The organism is Corynebacterium sp. HMSC059E07, assembly GCF_001814395.1.
GTDB classification, from domain to species: domain Bacteria; phylum Actinomycetota; class Actinomycetes; order Mycobacteriales; family Mycobacteriaceae; genus Corynebacterium; species Corynebacterium hesseae.
The window spans coordinates 69,856-88,128 of sequence record NZ_KV816274.1; the positions used below are offsets into that span (position 1 = coordinate 69,856).

Genomic DNA, 18,273 nt, shown 5'->3' on the forward strand with positions numbered 1-18,273 from the left:
TAGGTTTGGGTTAAGGGTTAATACGTAAAGTGACGAATGGTGTTGAAGGCCGTAGCGATGAGGGCGGTGTCCTTCCTGCCGCTAATTTCGACGCCGGAGTTGATGTCCAGTCCGGCTGTGCCGACGCGAAGCGCATCGCGAAGGTTCTCGGGTTTAAGGCCACCCGCGAGAAGTGCCTTATCTTTGACGTTGTCGGGAATTGTTGACCAATCGAAGGAGTTACCCGTACCGCCGGTGCCAGAATCGAGGATGAGCATATCGGAGGCGTCGGCAAGCGCAGTGGCGAGCTCCGGGCCGTGCGGCGCTGTCATATCGATGGCGCGCCATACCTGCCGCTCCCCCGCTATTGCGCGGACGGACTCAATGAGTTGGAGCTCGGCCTCCGTGCTCCCCTGGTAGGGGGCATGGATCTGGAGGGCGGCAATGCCGTCGAAAGCGAGCTCTTCCCAGCCAGTGGTGCGGCGAGAGACCGCGACGTAGCTGAGATCGGCTTCGTGGGCGATGATGTCGAGCGCGGTTTCACGTGAAACATTGCGCGGCGATGCCTCTTCGAAGATGAGCCCGCCGTAGACTGCACCGGCGGCGCGGGCGGCCTGAGCTGCAGGCCACGCCGTGAGTCCGCAGACTTTATTGTGACCATAGACAAGCTCGCGTGCAGCACGATCGATATCAGGCGTACCCGTGAGTTGGGAGCCGACAAGGAATGCGTTGGCATGAGACCCAAGGCGGCGCACGGTCTGGTTGTTGCGGATACCGGATTCCGAAACCACAACTTTGCCGGAGGGCACAAAGCGAGACAGGCGCTCGGACCGGGTGAGATCGATGCTGAGGTCGTGAAGGTTGCGGTTGTTAATGCCAATGACGTCCACGCCAAAGGCAGTGGCGCGCTCGACCTCGTCCACAGTGATCGCCTCAGTGAGTACGTCGAGCCCAAGGGAATCTGCTAGATGTTTGAGCTCTGCATAAGTCTCATCATCGACGATGGACATCATGAGCAAAATGGCGTCGGCGCCAAAGTAACGCGCGGCATACACCTGGATTGGATCGATAATGAAGTCCTTGCACAAGACCGGCAGGTGCGTGGACAGGGCCACCGTCTGCAGGTGGTCGTAGTCGCCGCCGAAACGGTCCGGCTCGCACAGCACCGAAATGGCTGAGGCATAGCGCGAATACACGCGGGCGATGGCTCCCGGTTCATAATGCTCACGGATGAGGCCGAGCGACGGGGACGCGGACTTGCATTCCATGATGAAACGGTTGGTCCCGTTGAGCGCGTCGTAGAAGGAACGCTCAGAACGCGGGAGAGTCGTGAGGTCCACGTGGGCGAGGCGTTCACGGATAGCTGGTAGGTGCGTGCGGCGCTTGGCGACGATCCCCTCAAGCACGGTCGGCAGAGCCATAATTCGCCTCCTCGTGCTTCTTCAGCCATGCGGCCACGGTGCCGTCCTGGATGAGTTGGTTGGCGTGCGCGACGCCGTCTTGGATGGTGCCGGTTGTGCCGTTGAGATAGAACATGGCGCCGGCGGTGGCGACGATCGCGTCGTGATGGGCCGGCTTGCCCGCACCGGCGAAGACCCCCCGGAGGGCCTTCGCGTTTTCTTCCCCGTTGCCGCCGGCAAGGTCGGACAAGTCATGGCGGGAAATGCCGAGGTCTTCGGGGGTGAGCTCGTAGTGGCTAATGGTGCCGTCGCGAAGCTCCCAGACCTGGGTGGTGCCGTGAACGGCAATCTCATCGGTGCCAGCACCGTGGACCACGAGCGCGCGGGTGCGGCCGAGGTCCTTGAAGACCTCAGCGATGAGCTGGCCTTGCTCGGGGTTGGCTATGCCCATGATTTGGAACTCCGGGCGGCCGGGGCTGAGGAGCGGGCCCATGGTGTTGAAGAGAGTGGAGACGCCGAGGCCCTTGCGCACCGGTTGCACGTGGGCGACGGCCGGGTTGTAGGCCGGCGCAAAGAGGAAGGTGAAATTGGATGCCTCGAGCTGGCGGACTGCGCGCTCGGGATCGAGGTCGAGTGGGATGCCGAGGGCCTCCAGGACGTCGGCTGAGCCAGACTTGGAGGAGACAGAGCGGTTGCCGTGCTTGACCATCTTGACTCCGCCCGCGGAGGCGACGAGGGAAGCGCCGGTGGTGACGTTGATGGTGTTAGCGCCATCGCCGCCGGTTCCCGCGGTGTCCATAAGCCCCTTGCCGGTGACAGGGAATGGCCGGCCGGCCTTGATGAAAGCGCGTGCCGCGCCGGCGACATCAGCGAAGGTCTCTCCGCGGGTGCGGATGTGGGTCAGGAGAGCGGCGATATGGATATCGTCATACTCCCCTACCGTCAGTGGGGTGAAGACCTCGATGGCTTGCTCCAGGGTCGGCTCCTGGATGTCGAGGAAGGCTTGCAATGTCGTCAATGCCTTATTATCAGTCATTACTTGGATCCTTCAATGGTGGGGTAAACAGAAAGTTGATTAATACACCGCTCGATCATGATCGGTCCCGTCGGCGTGAGAAGTGATTCTGGGTGGAACTGGAGGCCGAGAGCCGTGCCGTCGAGTGTTTCTGCGGCCATGGTGACGGAACCAATGGCGGTCTTGGTCTCGGCGAGACTGCGCATTTGGGCGGGAACGTTCGCGCAGCCTAAGGAGTGGTAACGCGCAACGGGGACGAGGCGGCCAACATAGTTCGGGTTATCGGGCTCGGAATCGGTGGTGAGACCCTGAAAGAGAGGGTGGCTGGCGCCGGCGTCGGTCAGCGTCATGGGTACGGAAGAACCGTGGACTGGGCCGCAGGGCTCGACGGTGCCGCCGAAGTGATCAAGGAGCGCCTGGAAGCCCAGGCAGATACCGAGCATGGGGATGCGGCCGAGGGAGGCGTCGATAAGCTGCATCATCGACCCGGCGTCGCGGGGATGACCCGGGCCGGGCGAAAGGATGATGATATCGGGCTGGGCGGCGAGGACCTCCTCCACGGGCACGGTGTTGCGGAAGACGGTGGTGTTATAGCCGGCGAGGGCGTCGACGAGGTTGTAGACGAAGGAATCGTGGTTATCGATGAGGACGACGTGTGGATTCATCGGATGACCTCCAGAGATGCGTTGTGTGCCTGGGCAATGGCGCTGAGCACCGCGTAGGCTTTATGTACCGTTTCATCGGCCTCGGATTGTGGGACGGAATCGCGCACGACTCCCGCGCCGGCCTGGACGACGGCCGTGCCATCCTTGACGTAGGCGGAACGGATGACGATGCAGTTATCCATCGAGCCATCGCCGCGCAGGTAGCCGATTGCGCCGCCGAAGGAGCCGCGGCGAGTACCTTCGGTTTCGCGGATGAGCTCCATGGCGCGCAGCTTCGGAGCGCCGGTGAGCGTGCCCATATTCATGCAGGCTCGGTAGGCGTCGAGGGCGTCGAAATCCTCGTGCAGCGTGGCGACGACCCGGGAAACCAGGTGCATGACGCGAGAGTAGCGGTCCACCTGGAGCAGGTCGGCGACCTTTCGGGTGCCGGGGACGGCGACGCGAGCGAGGTCGTTGCGGGCTAAGTCCACGAGCATGATGTGCTCCGAGACTTCTTTGGAGTCGGTGCGCATCTCCAGTTCATTGCGGATATCCAGCTCGTGAGTGGCACCGCGCGGCCGAGTGCCGGCAACCGGGTAGAGCTGAACCTTTCGGTCAGAGGCCGTGTACTTCAGGTTGGACTCAGGGGATGCACCAAAAAGCTCGTGTTCCTCCCCGCGCAGGTAGAACATGTACGGCGAGGGGTTGGTCTCGCGCAGCGTGCGGTAGGCAGCGAAGGCATCGGGGCAGTCGAGGCTGAAGGCGCGGGAAGGAACGACCTGATAGATATCGCCGGCATGGACGTTGCCCTGGAGGCGCTCGACGTGGCGGCGGAAAGCAGCGTCATCGATGCTGGCGCGTGCGCTGATGGTCTCGCGCGGTGCCGGGGATTCTGGGGTGACGGGCTCGGTGGCAGCGGCACGGTCGAGCTCCCCTTCGAGCGCGCGCTTGTCGACGCCCCACCCCTCAATCTTTGCTCTCTTGGTGAGGTGGTCCACCGTGAGGACATGCTCGCCGACGAGAAACTCATAATCCGGATACGCGTTTGGGCCGTCCGGTACCGGTGGCAGTTCTTCGAACGTCGCGACGTAGTCGAAGGCGAATCCGCCACCAAGGAACGGGAGGGAATCGCCGGAGTAGAGCTGGCTGAACTGCAACGTGCGCAGAATATCGGCGGTGGAGGTGGCGCGGAGGCGGGCGCGCTCGTCGTGCTCGGTGGGGAGAGCGAAGCGGAAGGTGACGCTGCCTTCTGAGCTGTGGATGATCCGTGATTGGAAGTCCGCGCGGAGTTCGTCGATAAGAAGGTGACCCGATGGTGTCAACGCGGTGGCGGTGGCCTCCTGGCCCCGGCACACCACCTTGAGTGCGGCCTTGGTGATGGCGATGCACGTGAGGTTTTTCTTGGACTCGATGTCCGCGGACTCTAAGAGCAGGGAGTTCTGTGGGGTGGCGAGGGCATAAAAGAGTGCGCTGGCGTCGGATGTGTACCTGACCTCGCGTGTGGCTGTGTACGGCATATTCTGTCTTTCTTTAACGGTTTTGTGTGCTGCCGCGAGCTTCGCAAGAGAGCAAAACGCCGAAAAGCCCGCAGCTGCGGGCCTTAAATATGGGAGAACAACGAGGCCCGCGGGTTACGCGCGCCACCACCAAAGGTTAACTGTGTTCTTCATATCACTGACTCTAACACCGATACCTTCCGCCGTACAGATAATGTACCGGCGGGTACCCCCGTGGTGAGTGGAGGGACGGGCCGAAGGGGTCGATGCGTGAGTGTTTCACGTGAAACCTAGGTGCTGTACTTGGCGGTCCCGACCTCCCTGTGTCCATGAGGGTGGTTTCGGCAAGGCGGCAAAAAGGGCCCGGCACGATGCCGGGCCCTGACACGTGTGAAGCTACATGAGCTTGAGAGCGGAACTACTTGAGCTTGATAAGCGCGGAGGAGAAGTAGTCCTCGACTGCTGATGGATCATCGAGTGGGAGGACGGCACCGACGTACTGGTCCGGGCGAACGATGACGACGGCTCCGTCACGGGAAATGCCGCGGCCTTCAAAGATGTCCTTGTCCCCGGGGAGTGCGTTGAAGACGTTCTCCCAATTCGGAACATTGAACTTGCCGTTGCGAGGGCGGAAGAGAAGAGGGGCGTCGAGAATCTCGTAGTCGTGGTGGTTCGTCTGCTGGTAGATGGCCTTCACATCGAAGTAGGTATTCTCTTCAGCCCCTTCGGGGGTGAACTTGGCCAGGATGGGCCCGACCTTCTCGGCCCACTGGCTCAGCGTGGAGTCCTCGCCGGCCTTGGGGGCATCGGCAAAGGCGTAGATGCGGTAGCGGCCATCTGCGGTGTGCTGGTGGCCCAGGTGCTGAGGGTAGGCGTCGCAGCGGCGCAGGACCTCAAAGGACTTGAAGCGCTTGCCCACCGGGAAGCCGGTAGCAAGGTCTTGGTGCTGGGTAGTGCCGACGATAAGGTTTTCCTCGTACTGCGTCATCATGCCAGCGGCGAACTCCTCCGCGGCAACGTAGTACTTCTCCACTGCCTCCGGATCATCGAGCTCCTCCGTCGGGGTGGCCATGAGGGTCGACCACTCGCGGTCGAAGTTGATGAGGTTCTGGGCGGCCGGCTGGCGCTCACCGTGGTACGTGCTGAGAAGCTCCTTCGGCGCGCGGCCGTCGAGGACGTGGCCGAGCTTCCATCCAATGTTGAAGCCATCCTGCATGGAGACGTTCATGCCCTGTCCCGCCTTTGCCGAGTGGGTGTGGCAGGCGTCGCCGGTGAGGAAGACGCGTGGGTCGTCGTCGTTATCGTCGAAGGCGTCGACAAGGCGGTGGCCCACCTCGTAGACGGAATGCCACGCCACCATCTTGACGTCGACGAAATAGGGGGCGTAAATCTCGTTCGCCTTCTCGATGATCTTCTCAATCGGCGTGTTGCGGACCTTGTGGTTGTCATCCTCTGGCACCACGCCGAGATCGACGTACACGCGGCAGAGGTAGCCGCCCTCGCGTGGGATGTGGAGGATAGAACCGGCCTGGGAGTGGATGGCGCACTTGGTGCGCCAGTCCGGGAAATCGGTGTCAACGACAACGTCCATGACACCCCACGCGTGGTTAGCCTGGTCGCCCTTGAGCGAGCGACCGATGGACTTGCGGACGCGTGACTTAGCGCCATCGCAACCGACGACGTACTTAGCGCGAACGTCGCGCGGGTTGCCGTCGACGTCCTCGAGGTGCACCGTCACCGGGTACTCGCCCTCCCCTACCTCTAGGGAGACAAAATTCCAGCCATAGTCCGGGGTGATGCGGCCGGGCGCGCGGTGTGCATAGCGGGCGAAGTAATCCAACACACGGGCCTGGTTGACAATGAGGTGTGGGAATTCGGAGATTCCTTGTTCGTCATCAACAGGGCAGGCACCGCGGACAATCTTGGAGCGATCATTCGGATCCGGGTTCCAAAAGGCCATCTCTGTGATTTCATAGGCCTCTTCCGTGATTTCCTTGGCAAAGCCAAAGGCCTGGAAGGTCTCTACGGAGCGGGACTGGATGCCGTCGGCCTGTCCGAGCTCGAGGCGATGCGGGCGACGCTCAATGATGCGCGTATTGACGTTGGGAAACATCGCGAGCTGTGCCGCGGCGATCATGCCTGCGGGCCCGGAGCCCACAATGAGAACGTCCATTTCATCTGGAAGTTCAGAAGCGCGATCGACGCCGTACCCGGCGGGCTCGTGCACGCGGGGGTCTTCCGAAACGTAGCCATTGTGGTGGAACTGCACTGTGGACTCCTTAGTCAGCGGTTGTAATGAACGAGAACGAAGGGGTGGTGGGGGTAGCTGCCACTCCCCTACTGCCATGTGAGCTTTGCTCTTGAGGGTGGTGACTCAGTTCAAGGCGTCTCTGAGATGTGAGCTGGGTCTAAGAAGGGAATCATATATGATATGCCCGCCTCGCACAATGGCCCTTGCGAAACTGTGAGGGCTCATGTGGAGGGGCGTCGATTAGCGCGGGCTGAAAATGAAGTGTCCTCGGGATTGCTCGGCCTCGTGTTCCGCGCCGAGCGCGATTCCCTTGCGCTCACGCAGGATGAAGGTGCAGATGAAGCCGACGATCGAAGCGGAAACGAGGTAGCCCGACACCGCAAAAGTGGTACCAGTTGCCTCGACGAGTGCGGCGGCGATCATAGGGGCGAAGGCGCCGCCCAGGACCGAGCCGAGGGCATAGGTGATGGACACACCCGTGGCGCGAATCGAGGCGGGGAATAGTTCTGCGTACATCGCGGATTGCGCGCCGTAGGTCAGGCCCAGGCCCACGGTGAGGAAGAGGAGTGCGCCGTAGAGAAGCCCGAGGCTTCCGGTATTGACCAGCGGGAAGAGGGCGGCAGCGCCGATGCCCTGCAAGATGAATCCCAGGAGGTAGGTATTTCGGCGGCCGATGTAATCCGAGATAAAACCGGCGAACAAGGTGGTCAAGGCCCACGAGAAGGCAGACACGGTCACGGCGTTGAGGACATCACCGCGGCCGAGTGCGACGGGGCCCTCGGGGTCGGTGGCGTAGCGCTGGATGTAGCCGCCCGTAGTCATGTATCCGACGGTGCCGTTGCCTGCGAAGACGAGCGCGGCGACCAGGACGAGCGGGGTGAACTTCTTAAACAGCGTGCCGATGGGGTTGGTGGCTTCTTCCTCTTCGCGCTCCGCAATCTCCGCGAACACCGGGGATTCGTCGACGCCCATGCGGATGAGGTAGCCCACCAAGACGAGCACGAAGGAGAGGAGGAAGGGAACGCGCCAGCCCCAGTCCATGAAGGCGTCGCCAGGCGCGATGGTGTTCATGATGGACAGCACGCCGGAGGAAAGCAGCAGGCCGGCGGGCACGCCGATCTGGGGGCCTGCGCCGTAGAGGCCGCGCTTGTCAGTCGGGGCGTGTTCCACCGCCATGAGCACCGCGGAGCCCCATTCGCCACCAGCAGAGATGCCCTGGATGATGCGCAGGGTGATGAGGAGAATCGGCGCCCAGATTCCAGCGGTTTCATAGGTTGGCAGAACACCAATCAGGGTGGTTGCGCCGCCCATGGCGATGAGCGTGACCATGAGGACCACGCGGCGTCCGAAGCGGTCGGCAAAGTGCCCGGCCAGGAAGGCGCCGACCGGGCGGAACAGGAAGGACAAGCCAACGGTCAGGAAGGAGATGATGGTGGCCAGGCCGCCTTCGAGCGGACCGAACATGAGGTGGTTGAACACGAGTCCGGCCACTGCTGCATAGAGGAAGTAGTCGTACCACTCGATGGCGGTACCGATGGTCGTCGCGGCGACGACGCGGCGGCGTTCGGCCGTCGAAATTGTCGGCGTGACAGTTGCGTGCGACATAGTGAGATTCCTTTCGGCATGGGGTGTGCCATATACGGAAAAGCGTGTGAGTTGAACCACTTGCGGTGGTGCTAGGGATAATATACGATCTGGGCAAGGATTTGTTCACAATTAAGGATTCTTCATGGCTGTACCTGAGTTCTTGCCGGTTAAACCGGGCAAAATGATCGCTGTCCATGTGGCCTTTGAGTCCCGCGCGGCACAGCGCGGTCGCTGGCCCAAGACCCCGAGTTACTTCCTCAAGGCGACGAGCACGCTGGCTGAGTCGGACGGGGTAGTCGAGCGCCCCGAAGGAACCGAACTGTTGGCCTTCGAAGGCGAAATCGCACTTATCATCGGCACTCCGGCCCGCAACGTATCCCTCGAGGATGCGTGGAAGCACGTTGCCTACGTGACCGCCTCGAACGACATTGGCCTGTATGACTACAAGGTTCAGGACAAGGGCTCCAACACCCGTTCCAAGTCGCGCGATGGGTACACCCCCATTGGGCCGGAGCTTATCGACGCCCAGGGGATCGACCCCAAGGGCCTTCGCCTCCGTACGTGGGTCAACGGAGAGGTTGTCCAAGAGGGAACGTCCTCCGACGAAGACCTCATCTTCCCTCTCGCCCAGTTTGTTGCCGACCTTTCCCAGCACATGACACTGGAGACTGGTGACATCATCCTCACCGGCACCCCTGCTGGATCTTCCGTCATCGAGCCTGGTGACGTCGTGGAGGTTGAGGTCGACGTTCCAGGAGGCGTGAGCTCCGGCAAGCTGAAGACCACCGTGAAGGAAGTCCCCGCCTCCTTCGATCCGCAGCTGGGCAATCTGCCCTACGTTGACGATAAGCAGCGCGAGGATGCCTACGGTGACCGCGAATCCGCCGGGCTTCCCCCCAAGGATGAGGGCGAACTCGACCCGGAGCTTAAGGCGGCTCTGGAGAAGGCCCCGACCGCCGGTTTGTCTGCTCAGCTGCGCAAGCGCGGCATCAACCAATCCGTGATCGAAGGCGTGTACCCGCAAGCCAAGGGAACCAAGATGGTGGGCGTCGCCCGCACCTTGCGCTTCGTGGCCGGCCGTGAGGATCTGTTCAAGTCCCATGGCGGTGGCCTCAACGAGCAGAAGAAGGTCTTCGACACAGTCAAGGAGGGCGAGGTCATCGTCATCGAGGCCCGTCAGGAATCCGGCTCCGGAACGCTCGGTGACATTCTGGCGCTGCGCGCTAAGGTGCGCGGTGCTGCTGGTGTTGTGACCGATGGCGGCGTGCGTGACTACGAGGCCGTCAAGGAGATTGGCCTTCCCGTCTTCACCCAGGGCGCGCACCCCTGCGTTCTCGGACGCAAACACGTTCCGTGGGATAGCGACATCGCCGTCTCCTGCGGTAACGCTACCGTCCTTCCCGGGGACATCATCGTCGGCGACGATGACGGCGTCGTAGTGATTCCCCGCGACATCGCAGCCGAAGTCGCCGAGGCCGCCCTGGCCAAGGAGCACGAAGACGAATGGGTTGCTTCTCAGGTGGAGACGGGAGCCAGCTTGGATGGCCTCTTCCCGCCGACCGGAGCGAACAAGGAAGCCTACATCGCGTTCCGTGATGGAAAGGCGGGTGGTCAATGACGGAACCCGCAGCACCAGCTGGGGAGAGCAAGTCCCAACAGGCCTATAACTGGATAAGTGAAAAGATTCGTACTCGCGAGTATGAACCCGGCTACCGCCTCGTGCTGGCAGCAATCGCGGAAGACTTGGGAATCAGCGTGGTCCCTGTCCGCGAAGCCATTCGCCAGCTTGAAGCGGAAGGAATGGTCACATATGAACGCAACGTCGGTGCCAGCGTGACCACGTATAACCGCGAGGCCTATTACGAATCCATGGACATCGTTGCCACCGTGGAGGCCAACGCCACGGCGCAATCCGCCCCGCATCTTGGCTCAGCGGATATTGCCAAGGCGCGGGAGATTAACCAGCGCATGCGGGAGCTTGATATCCACCACGATCCAGAGGTATTTACCCAGCTCAACAAAGAATTCCATAGCGTTCTCTTTTCCAAGTGCCCGAACGAGAGGCTGAAGAACTTGGTGGTGGACCAATGGAAGCAATTGGAATACCACCGGGTCTCTACCTTTCGGTACGTGCCCGAGAGAGCCCAAGAGTCCACACGAGAACACGAGCAATTGCTCAGCCTCATCGAGGCTGGCGCGGAACCCACCTACATAGAAAAGGTGGCCAGGCAACACAGACTGACCACCCTCAGCACCTATCGCAAGAAAAACGATTAAGGAGTGTAAACCACCCATGGCTACGAACAACGATGCAGCTAAGCCCACCGATCTCCCCGAGAAGATCCTTCACTACATCAACGGCGAGTTCGTCCCGTCGGTAGATGGTGATGAATTCGAGGTCCTGGATCCGGTCACGAACAAGCCCTACATCAAGGCTGCTTCCGGCAAGCCGGAAGACATTGAGAAGGCGGTGGCCGCCGCTAAGGATGCTTTCGAGAACGGCCCGTGGTCCAAGGCCCTGCCGCGCGAGCGCGCCCGCGTCTTGAACAAGATTGCGGACATTGTCGAAACCCGCGCAGACAAGCTTGCCGCGTGGGAGTCCTTCGACTCCGGCCTGCCCATCACCCAGGCCAACGGCCAGGCTAAGCGCGCAGCGGAGAACTTCCGCTTCTTCGCTGACCTGATCGTGGCGCAGGCAGACGACGCCTACAAGGTCCCGGGCCGCCAGATCAACTACGTCAACCGCAAGCCGATTGGTGTCGCGGGCCTGATCACCCCGTGGAACACCCCGTTCATGCTGGAGTCTTGGAAGCTGGCACCGGCTATCGCCACCGGTAACTCCGTCGTCCTCAAGCCGGCCGAGTTCACTCCGCTTTCCGCACAGCTGTGGGCAGGAATCTTTGAGGAGGCCGGTCTACCGAAGGGCGTCTTTAACCTGGTCAACGGCTTCGGTGAGGAAGGCTATGCAGGTGACCCGCTGGTCAAACACCCGGACGTCCCGCTGATTTCCTTCACCGGCGAGTCCCGCACTGGCCAGATCATCTTTGGTAATGCGGCCCCGCACCTCAAGGGTCTGTCGATGGAGCTGGGCGGCAAGTCCCCCGCCATCGTCTTCAGCGATGCCGACCTGGAGACCGCGATTGATGCCTGCATCTTCGGTGTCTTCTCCCTCAACGGTGAGCGTTGCACCGCCGGCTCCCGCATCCTGGTTCAGCGCGATATCTACGACGAGTTCGTGGAGCGCTACACCGCACAGGCCAAGCGCGTGAAGGTGGGCCTGCCTTCCGACCCCACCACCGAGGTCGGCGCTCTGGTCCACCCGGAGCACTACGAGAAGGTCACCTCCTACATCGAGATTGGCAAGCAGGAGGCCACCCTGGCCGCCGGCGGCGAGCGCCCGGAGGGCTTCGAGGAAGGCAACTTTGTTCAGCCGACCGTCTTCGTTGACGTCAAGCCGGACGCCCGCATCTTCCAGGAAGAGATCTTCGGCCCCGTCGTGGCCATCACCCCGTTTGATACCGATGAGGAAGCACTCGAGCTGGCCAACAACACGAAGTACGGCCTTGCGGCCTATGTGTGGACCTCGGATCTGAAGCGCGCCCACAACTTCGCTCAGAACGTTGAGGCCGGCATGGTGTGGCTCAACTCCAATAACGTCCGTGACCTGCGCACCCCATTCGGCGGCGTCAAGGCCTCCGGCCTGGGCCACGAGGGCGGCTACCGCTCGATCGACTTCTACACCGACCAGCAGGCCGTTCACATCAACCTGGACAAGGTACACAACCCGGTCTTTGGCAAGCAGGACTAAGCCGTCCACTCTCTACTCCCCCACCACTAACTAACTAAGGAGCCATCATGGCTGACATTCAGGCCCCCGATATTCTGCGTTGTGCCTACATGGAGATCATCGTTACCGATCTCGCTGCTTCCCGAAAGTTCTACGTTGACACCCTCGGTCTTGTCGTCACCGAGGAGAACGAGAACGAAATCTACCTCCGCACTTACGAGGAGTTCATCCACCACAACCTCGTGCTGCGTCAGGGCCCTGTCGCTGCCGTCGCTGCGTTCTCCTTCCGCGTCCGTTCCCCGGAAGACCTGGACCTCGCGGAGGAATTCTACAAGGCGCGCGGCTGTGAGGTGCGCCGCAACAAGGATGGCTTTGTCAAGGGCATCGGTGATTCCGTCCGCGTCCAGGACCCGCTGGGCTTCCCGTACGAGTTCTTCTACGAGGTAGAGCACGTCGAGCGTCTTGCCTGGGCATACGACGCCCACATCCCTGGTGCGCTGGTACGCCTCGACCACTTCAACCAGATCACCCCGGACGTTCCTTCCGCTGTGAAGTACATGGAGGAGCTCGGCTTCCGCACCACCGAGGACATCCGCGATGAGGAGGGAACTGTTTACGCCGCATGGATGCGCCGTAAGCCGACGGTGCACGACACCGCCATGACCGGTGGCGATGGCCCGCGTATGCACCACATCGCGTTTGCTACCCACGAGAAGCACAACATCATCGCGATTTGTGACAAGTTGGGTGCGCTGCGCGAGTCCGACCGTATTGAGCGCGGCCCGGGCCGCCACGGTGTTTCCAACGCGTACTACCTGTACCTGCGTGACCCGGATGGGCACCGCGTAGAAATCTACACCCAGGACTACTACACCGGCGACCCGGATAACCCGGTCGTGACCTGGGATGTCCACGATAACCAGCGCCGCGACTGGTGGGGAACCCCGGTTGTTCCTTCTTGGTACCGCGATGGCTCCACGGTCCTCGACTTGGATGGAAACCCGGTGCCGCTGGTTGCCCGTGAGGATGAGTCCGAGCTGGAGGCCACCATTGGCGCGGATGGCTTCTCCTACACCCGCAAGGAAGATGCGGAGGAGATGCCGGAGTGGAAGCAAGGCGAGTACAAGCTGGGACACCAGCTCTAAAACGACCTAAGTACTCAGGTTGATGAACGTGGCCCCGTGGCGTCGAGAAGCAAGCGCACATATCGCGGGGCCGCGTTGTCGTTTCACGTGAAACCTTCAGGTTCAACAAACCTGTTAAACAGAACAAACACGTTCTACAACACCTTAAGGAGCGAAGTACATGCTGGATGAGAAACAGCACATCGCTATCGCAGATGAACTGGCGCAAGCCGAAAAGGACCGCACGATGGTCCCACTGCTGACTGCCCGTTTCCCGGAGATGAGCATCGAGGATTCCTATGCGGTGCAGCGCGAATGGGTACGCCGCGGTGAGGAAAGTGGGCGCCGCCTCGTGGGCCGCAAAATTGGCCTGACCTCAAAGGTCATGCAGGAGGCCACGGGAATCACCGAACCCGATTACGGTGCGATTTTTGAGGACCAAGTTTACGAGAACGGCTCCACCATCGAGCACGCACAGTTCTCTAACGTCCGCATCGAGGTCGAGCTGGCCTTCGTGCTCAAGGAAGAGCTGAAGGGGCCAAATTGCAGCATTTTCGACGTGCTGCGCGCGACGGAGTACGTCGTCCCGGCGCTGGAGATCCTCTCCTCCCGCATCGAGATGGAGGGCCGCACGATCGTCGACACGATTTCGGATAATGCGGCGCTCGGCGCCATGGTTTATGGCGGCAATCCGGTAGACCCTGCGGAAGTCGATCTGCGCTGGGTGTCCGCACTGCTCTACCGCAACGAGTCCATCGAAGATACGGGTGTGGCGGCGGCCGTGCTCAACCACCCGGCAATGGGCGTGGCATGGCTTGCCAACAAACTCCACGCCCACGGCGACAGCCTGGCCGCCGATGACATCATCCTCGCCGGTTCCTTCACCAAGCCCATGTGGGTCGAACCGGGCGATACCGTCCACGCTGACTATGGAAAGTTGGGGTCCATCACATGCCGATTCCAGTAAAGTTGCCGCCCACGTTCACGGACGTCCTTGAGAAGGCCGAGGAGCCACTCGTCGGCGCATGGATTTGTTCTGGCTCGGAGGCCGCGGCGGAGATCATCGCCTCAGCTGGCTTTAGCTGGACGCTGATCGACGGTGAGCATTCTCCTTATGGCCTGGAGACCGTCCTCTCCTTGCTGCGCGCCACCGATGCCTATGGCCTGACGCGTGTGGTTCGCGTACCCGTGAACAACACGGCGCTGATTAAGCAGTACCTGGACCTGGGCGCACAAAACCTCATGGTGCCCATGATTGATACGGCCGAGGAAGCCGAAGCAGCAGTCGCGGCTATGCACTACCCGCCCCGCGGTGTACGCGGCGTCGGCTCGGCTCTGGCCCGCTCCTCGCGGTGGAACGGCGTGGAGAACTACCTCGCCAACGCTTCGGACACGGTAAGCCTCACAGTGCAGATTGAGTCTGCGACCGCAGTGGAGAACGTGGAGGACATCGTGGCCGTCGAAGGCGTGGACAACATCTTCGTCGGGCCCTCGGACCTAGCGGCCTCGATGGGGCTCCTGGGCCAGCAGACCCATCCGGATGTACTCGAGGCGGTCAATCACACATTTGAAGCAGTCCGCGCTTCCGGAAAGAAGGTAGGCGTCAACGCTTTCAACCTTGAACAGGCCCAGAAATATTTAGATTCTGGCGCATCATTTGCCCTGGTTGGGGCTGATGTTCAGCTTCTTTCAGGAGCGGCACGCCAACTGGCAGACAAATTCCACTTGGGAGGGTAAAAAAGAACCATGAGTGAAAACAACAAGGTCAATATTGACGAGCTGCTGGCCAAGGTTCCGACCGGCTTGCTGATTAACGGTGAGTGGGTAGACGCCTCCGATGGCGCCACCTTCGATGTAGAAAACCCGGCAACCGGTGAGGTTATTGCCACCCTTGCGTCCGCTACTTCTGAGGACGCGAAGAAGGCTATGGATGCCGCTTGCGCCGTGCAGGATGAGTGGGCACGCACGTCGACGCGTGAGCGCTCCGACCTGCTGCGCCGCGCCTTTGACCTGGTGCAGGAGCGCAAGGATGAGTTCGCTGCGCTGATGACCCTTGAGATGGGCAAGCCGCTGGCGGAGTCCTATGGTGAGGTCACCTACGGCGCTGAGTACCTGCGCTGGTTTAGTGAGGAAGCCGTACGCAACTACGGCCGCACCTTGCCGGCGCCGGAAGGCACCCTGCGCATGATTACCCGCCGCAAGCCCGTGGGCCCGTGCCTGCTTATTACCCCGTGGAACTTCCCGCTGGCTATGGCTACTCGCAAGATTGCCCCGGCCATCGCCGCTGGCTGCACCATGGTGGTCAAGCCCGCTAAGCTGACGCCGCTGACCACCCAGTACTTCGCACAGACCATGATTGATGCCGGCGTTCCGGCAGGCGTGGTTAACGTGGTCTCCGGTAAGTCGGCCTCTGCCATTTCCGAGCCGATCATGGCGGATTCCCGCCTGCGTAAGATTTCCTTCACCGGCTCTACCCCGGTGGGCAAGACCCTGCTCAAGGCAGCCGCCGACAACGTCCTGCGCACCTCGATGGAGCTGGGTGGCAACGCTCCGTTCATCGTCTTTGAGGACGCCGACATCGACCAGGCCGTCGAGGGTGCAATGGGCGCCAAGATGCGTAACATCGGTGAGGCCTGCACCGCGGCTAACCGTTTCATCGTTCACGAGTCCGTCGCTGACGAGTTCGCGGAGAAGTTCGCCAAGCGCATCGGTGAGCTCAAGGTGGGCAACGGCCTCGATGAGGGCGTTACCTGCGGCCCGCTCGTGGAGAAGAAGGCACTGGATAACATCACCGCGCTTGTCGACGACGCCGTGGCCAAGGGCGCCAAGGTCCTCATCGGTGGCAAGCCGGGTGAGGGCAAGGGCTACTTCTACTCCCCTACCGTTCTCACGAACGTCTCCCGTGATGCCCGCGTGGCCCAGGAGGAGATCTTCGGACCGATCGCTCCGATCCTGACCTTCTCCGATGAGAAGGAAGCCATCGCGCTTGCGAATGACACGGAGTACGGCTTGGCCTCCTACGTGTTCACCGAGGATTCCAACCGTATGTGGCGCGTTGGCGACGGCCTCGAGTTCGGCCTCATGGGCTTCAACGCTGGCGTCATCTCCAACGCCGCCGCCCCGTTCGGCGGCGTCAAGCAGTCCGGCATGGGCCGCGAGGGCGGTGCCGAGGGCATCGAAGAGTACACGTCGCTGCAGTACATTGCCATGCCTAACCCTTATGCGAATGCATAAATAGTGCATTAAATTCGCTGCTAATAATGCTGGCATCTCCTTTACAGGAGGTGCCAGCATTATCTTTTTATGCATAGTATTCGCGAGGGTGTGATGTGACAGCACTCATAGTCAAATCGTGAGCGCACACAAACAACTATTTGCATGTGTGGTGCGACACAATTACTAGCTATACACCGAAAGCCACCGGACACGTCCGGTGGATTATCGGGCCGACATAGCTAGTAAGGAGGAGTTGGCGTGGACACATCGACGCAGTCACCAGTGCTACCCGCTCGAAATGTACAGCCCGGGCACCGGGCTCCCACCAAACCAAAGGGCGGCCTGGGCGCCGGGCGCCTAGGAACAACGTCGCTGGTCTTCATGATTATCGCGGCGTCGGCACCTCTTACTGTGCTCGCGGGAGGAGTACCGACCAACTTCGCGGTATCCGGATTGTTAGGGGTCCCTTGGAGCTACTTAGCGCTTGGGATCATCCTCGTGTTCTTTGCAGTTGGGTACGGAATTATGAGTTCGAAGATTCAGAACTCAGGAGCCTTCTACGCCTATGTGTCTGAGGGGCTGGGCAACCGGCAAGGAATCGCAGCCGCAATTCTGGCCCTGGTTTCCTACAACATGATGCAGGTTGGTCTGTATGGAATCTTCGGTTTCTCCCTCGCCAATCTGATCAATAGTTGGTTTGGCACGAGCATTTCGTGGTGGATCGCGGCTTTGGCTGGCTGGCTCTTGGTAGCTGTCATGGGCGTCAGCAACGTTGACTTCTCGGCCAAGATCCTAGGAGTTCTGGTAGCCCTTGAATTCATCGTCGTAGCTGGAGTTTCGCTCTTGTCCCTTGGTGTTGCTCCTGAAGGGATCTCTGTGGAGACGATGCGGCCGAATCAGTTTTTCACCGATGGTATTGGCGTTCTCCTCGCCTTCGGAATTGCTGCCTTTATGGGTTTTGAGTCTGGTGCAATCTATTCGGAAGAAGCTCGTGACCCAGAGCGGACCGTTCCGAAGGCTACTTATATTGCCGTGGGAACCATCGCCCTCTTCTACGCTTTTTCGGCGTGGGCATTTGCTCAGGGGGTAGGGCCGTCCGTCGTCATCGATAAGGCGACTGAGCTTGGTCCCGATCTGGTCTTCGTGTGGTTGGGCGACTATTCAGTGATTGCTGCCAACATAGCGAACTGCTTGTTTGTAACTTCTCTTATTGCTGCCCTTGTCGCGTTCCATAACGCCGCAGCGCGATACTTCTTCTCCCTCGGGCGCTCACGTGTCCTTCCCGAGAAGTTTGCGATGTCATCGTCCAAAGGGGCTCCTATAGCCGGGTCCCTCACTCAGACTTCCATTGCTTTCGTCGTAGTGGGAGGCTTTGCACTGGCCGGAAATGGCAGCGAGATGGGCGAACTGTTCCCAGTCCTCACGCTCTTTACGTGGTTGACCAACGCCGCGGCGTTTGGCCTAGTCTTCCTGCTCGCAGTGGTGAGCGTGTCCATCATGGCATGGCTCAACAAGCAAGAGAAGAGCTACAACCTCTTCACTCGGGTCATCGCACCGTTTGTTGCAGCGTGCGGCCTCGTGGCTGTCTTCGTACTGGTGCTGATGAATTTCCCGCTCATGATCGGTGGAACCGGCCCAGATGCTCTCGTGTGGGTGATGCCCGGGATCATTATCGCTTCCGGAATTCTTGGGTTGTTTTGGGGTGAGTATTTAAAGCACAAAAAGCCCTACATCTACGCAAGTCTTCACGACAATCTTGACCAAATCTAAATCA

Annotated in this window: 14 protein-coding genes; 8 read left to right on the forward strand and 6 right to left on the reverse strand. The window is 60.7% G+C overall.

Going from position 1 to position 18,273, the window contains the following annotated elements:
• Positions 1-17 precede the first annotated feature (17 nt).
• From trpCF to HMPREF2967_RS00875, 6 genes are all read right to left on the reverse strand, one after another.
• Entirely contained in the window at positions 18-1,400 is a 1,383-nt protein-coding gene (trpCF, locus tag HMPREF2967_RS00850) for a bifunctional indole-3-glycerol-phosphate synthase TrpC/phosphoribosylanthranilate isomerase TrpF (protein ID WP_070563638.1), read from the reverse strand.
• Positions 1,378-2,415: an anthranilate phosphoribosyltransferase gene (gene trpD, locus HMPREF2967_RS00855; protein WP_070563635.1), complete on the reverse strand. Its 1,038-nt coding sequence runs from the start codon at positions 2,413-2,415 to the stop codon at positions 1,378-1,380. Before trpD ends, trpCF begins: the two co-directional genes overlap by 23 nt.
• The gene (locus HMPREF2967_RS00860) at positions 2,415-3,059 is read right to left on the reverse strand and encodes an anthranilate synthase component II (protein WP_070563632.1); all 645 of its coding nucleotides are present in this window, start codon (positions 3,057-3,059) and stop codon (positions 2,415-2,417) included. Before HMPREF2967_RS00860 ends, trpD begins: the two co-directional genes overlap by 1 nt.
• Positions 3,056-4,555 (reverse strand): anthranilate synthase component 1, encoded by a 1,500-nt coding sequence (locus tag HMPREF2967_RS00865; RefSeq protein ID WP_070563629.1) that lies wholly within the window; start codon positions 4,553-4,555, stop codon positions 3,056-3,058. The genes HMPREF2967_RS00860 and HMPREF2967_RS00865 overlap by 4 nt, the downstream gene beginning before the upstream one ends.
• Before the next feature lie 397 nt (positions 4,556-4,952).
• Positions 4,953-6,803, reverse strand: coding sequence for an FAD-binding monooxygenase (locus HMPREF2967_RS00870; protein WP_070563626.1), 1,851 nt, complete (start codon positions 6,801-6,803; stop codon positions 4,953-4,955).
• 222 nt (positions 6,804-7,025) lie between these two features.
• The gene (locus HMPREF2967_RS00875; protein WP_070563623.1) at positions 7,026-8,390 is read right to left on the reverse strand and encodes an MFS transporter; all 1,365 of its coding nucleotides are present in this window, start codon (positions 8,388-8,390) and stop codon (positions 7,026-7,028) included.
• A 124-nt stretch (positions 8,391-8,514) separates the two neighbouring features.
• Here HMPREF2967_RS00875 and HMPREF2967_RS00880 point away from each other — a divergent pair, with 124 nt between their 5' ends.
• From HMPREF2967_RS00880 to HMPREF2967_RS00915, 8 genes are all read left to right on the forward strand, one after another.
• Positions 8,515-9,990 (forward strand): fumarylacetoacetate hydrolase family protein, encoded by a 1,476-nt coding sequence (locus tag HMPREF2967_RS00880; RefSeq protein ID WP_070684544.1) that lies wholly within the window; start codon positions 8,515-8,517, stop codon positions 9,988-9,990.
• On the forward strand, positions 9,987-10,649 hold the full coding sequence (locus HMPREF2967_RS00885) for a GntR family transcriptional regulator (protein ID WP_070684546.1): 663 nt from the start codon (positions 9,987-9,989) through the stop codon (positions 10,647-10,649). The genes HMPREF2967_RS00880 and HMPREF2967_RS00885 overlap by 4 nt, the downstream gene beginning before the upstream one ends.
• A 16-nt stretch (positions 10,650-10,665) precedes the next feature.
• Complete coding sequence (hpaE, locus tag HMPREF2967_RS00890; protein WP_070533651.1) at positions 10,666-12,180, forward strand: 5-carboxymethyl-2-hydroxymuconate semialdehyde dehydrogenase; 1,515 nt, start codon at positions 10,666-10,668, stop codon at positions 12,178-12,180.
• A gap of 47 nt (positions 12,181-12,227) precedes the next feature.
• The gene (hpaD, locus tag HMPREF2967_RS00895) at positions 12,228-13,304 is read left to right on the forward strand and encodes a 3,4-dihydroxyphenylacetate 2,3-dioxygenase (RefSeq protein ID WP_070521828.1); all 1,077 of its coding nucleotides are present in this window, start codon (positions 12,228-12,230) and stop codon (positions 13,302-13,304) included.
• A 160-nt stretch (positions 13,305-13,464) separates the two neighbouring features.
• Complete coding sequence (hpaH, locus tag HMPREF2967_RS00900; protein WP_070684548.1) at positions 13,465-14,250, forward strand: 2-oxo-hept-4-ene-1,7-dioate hydratase; 786 nt, start codon at positions 13,465-13,467, stop codon at positions 14,248-14,250.
• Positions 14,235-15,020, forward strand: coding sequence for an HpcH/HpaI aldolase family protein (locus HMPREF2967_RS00905; protein WP_070684550.1), 786 nt, complete (start codon positions 14,235-14,237; stop codon positions 15,018-15,020). The genes hpaH and HMPREF2967_RS00905 overlap by 16 nt, the downstream gene beginning before the upstream one ends.
• Positions 15,021-15,029: 9 nt before the next feature.
• Positions 15,030-16,517 (forward strand): NAD-dependent succinate-semialdehyde dehydrogenase, encoded by a 1,488-nt coding sequence (locus HMPREF2967_RS00910; RefSeq protein WP_070684552.1) that lies wholly within the window; start codon positions 15,030-15,032, stop codon positions 16,515-16,517.
• 264 nt (positions 16,518-16,781) lie between these two features.
• A complete protein-coding gene (locus HMPREF2967_RS00915; RefSeq protein WP_232770563.1) occupies positions 16,782-18,269 on the forward strand; it encodes an APC family permease in 1,488 nt (495 codons plus the stop codon).
• Positions 18,270-18,273: the final 4 nt, after the last annotated feature.

Excerpts from the sequence above, each read along its gene's own strand:
- trpCF (WP_070563638.1), bottom strand. The coding sequence starts at position 1,400 with ATGGCTCTGCCGACCGTGCTTGAGGGGATCGTCGCCAAGCGCCGCACG.
- trpD (WP_070563635.1), bottom strand. The coding sequence starts at position 2,415 with ATGACTGATAATAAGGCATTGACGACATTGCAAGCCTTCCTCGACATC.
- HMPREF2967_RS00860 (WP_070563632.1), bottom strand. The coding sequence starts at position 3,059 with ATGAATCCACACGTCGTCCTCATCGATAACCACGATTCCTTCGTCTAC.
- HMPREF2967_RS00865 (WP_070563629.1), bottom strand. The coding sequence starts at position 4,555 with ATGCCGTACACAGCCACACGCGAGGTCAGGTACACATCCGACGCCAGC.
- HMPREF2967_RS00875 (WP_070563623.1), bottom strand. The coding sequence starts at position 8,390 with ATGTCGCACGCAACTGTCACGCCGACAATTTCGACGGCCGAACGCCGC.
- HMPREF2967_RS00880 (WP_070684544.1), top strand. The coding sequence starts at position 8,515 with ATGGCTGTACCTGAGTTCTTGCCGGTTAAACCGGGCAAAATGATCGCT.
- HMPREF2967_RS00885 (WP_070684546.1), top strand. The coding sequence starts at position 9,987 with ATGACGGAACCCGCAGCACCAGCTGGGGAGAGCAAGTCCCAACAGGCC.
- hpaE (WP_070533651.1), top strand. The coding sequence starts at position 10,666 with ATGGCTACGAACAACGATGCAGCTAAGCCCACCGATCTCCCCGAGAAG.
- hpaD (WP_070521828.1), top strand. The coding sequence starts at position 12,228 with ATGGCTGACATTCAGGCCCCCGATATTCTGCGTTGTGCCTACATGGAG.
- hpaH (WP_070684548.1), top strand. The coding sequence starts at position 13,465 with ATGCTGGATGAGAAACAGCACATCGCTATCGCAGATGAACTGGCGCAA.
- HMPREF2967_RS00905 (WP_070684550.1), top strand. The coding sequence starts at position 14,235 with ATGCCGATTCCAGTAAAGTTGCCGCCCACGTTCACGGACGTCCTTGAG.
- HMPREF2967_RS00910 (WP_070684552.1), top strand. The coding sequence starts at position 15,030 with ATGAGTGAAAACAACAAGGTCAATATTGACGAGCTGCTGGCCAAGGTT.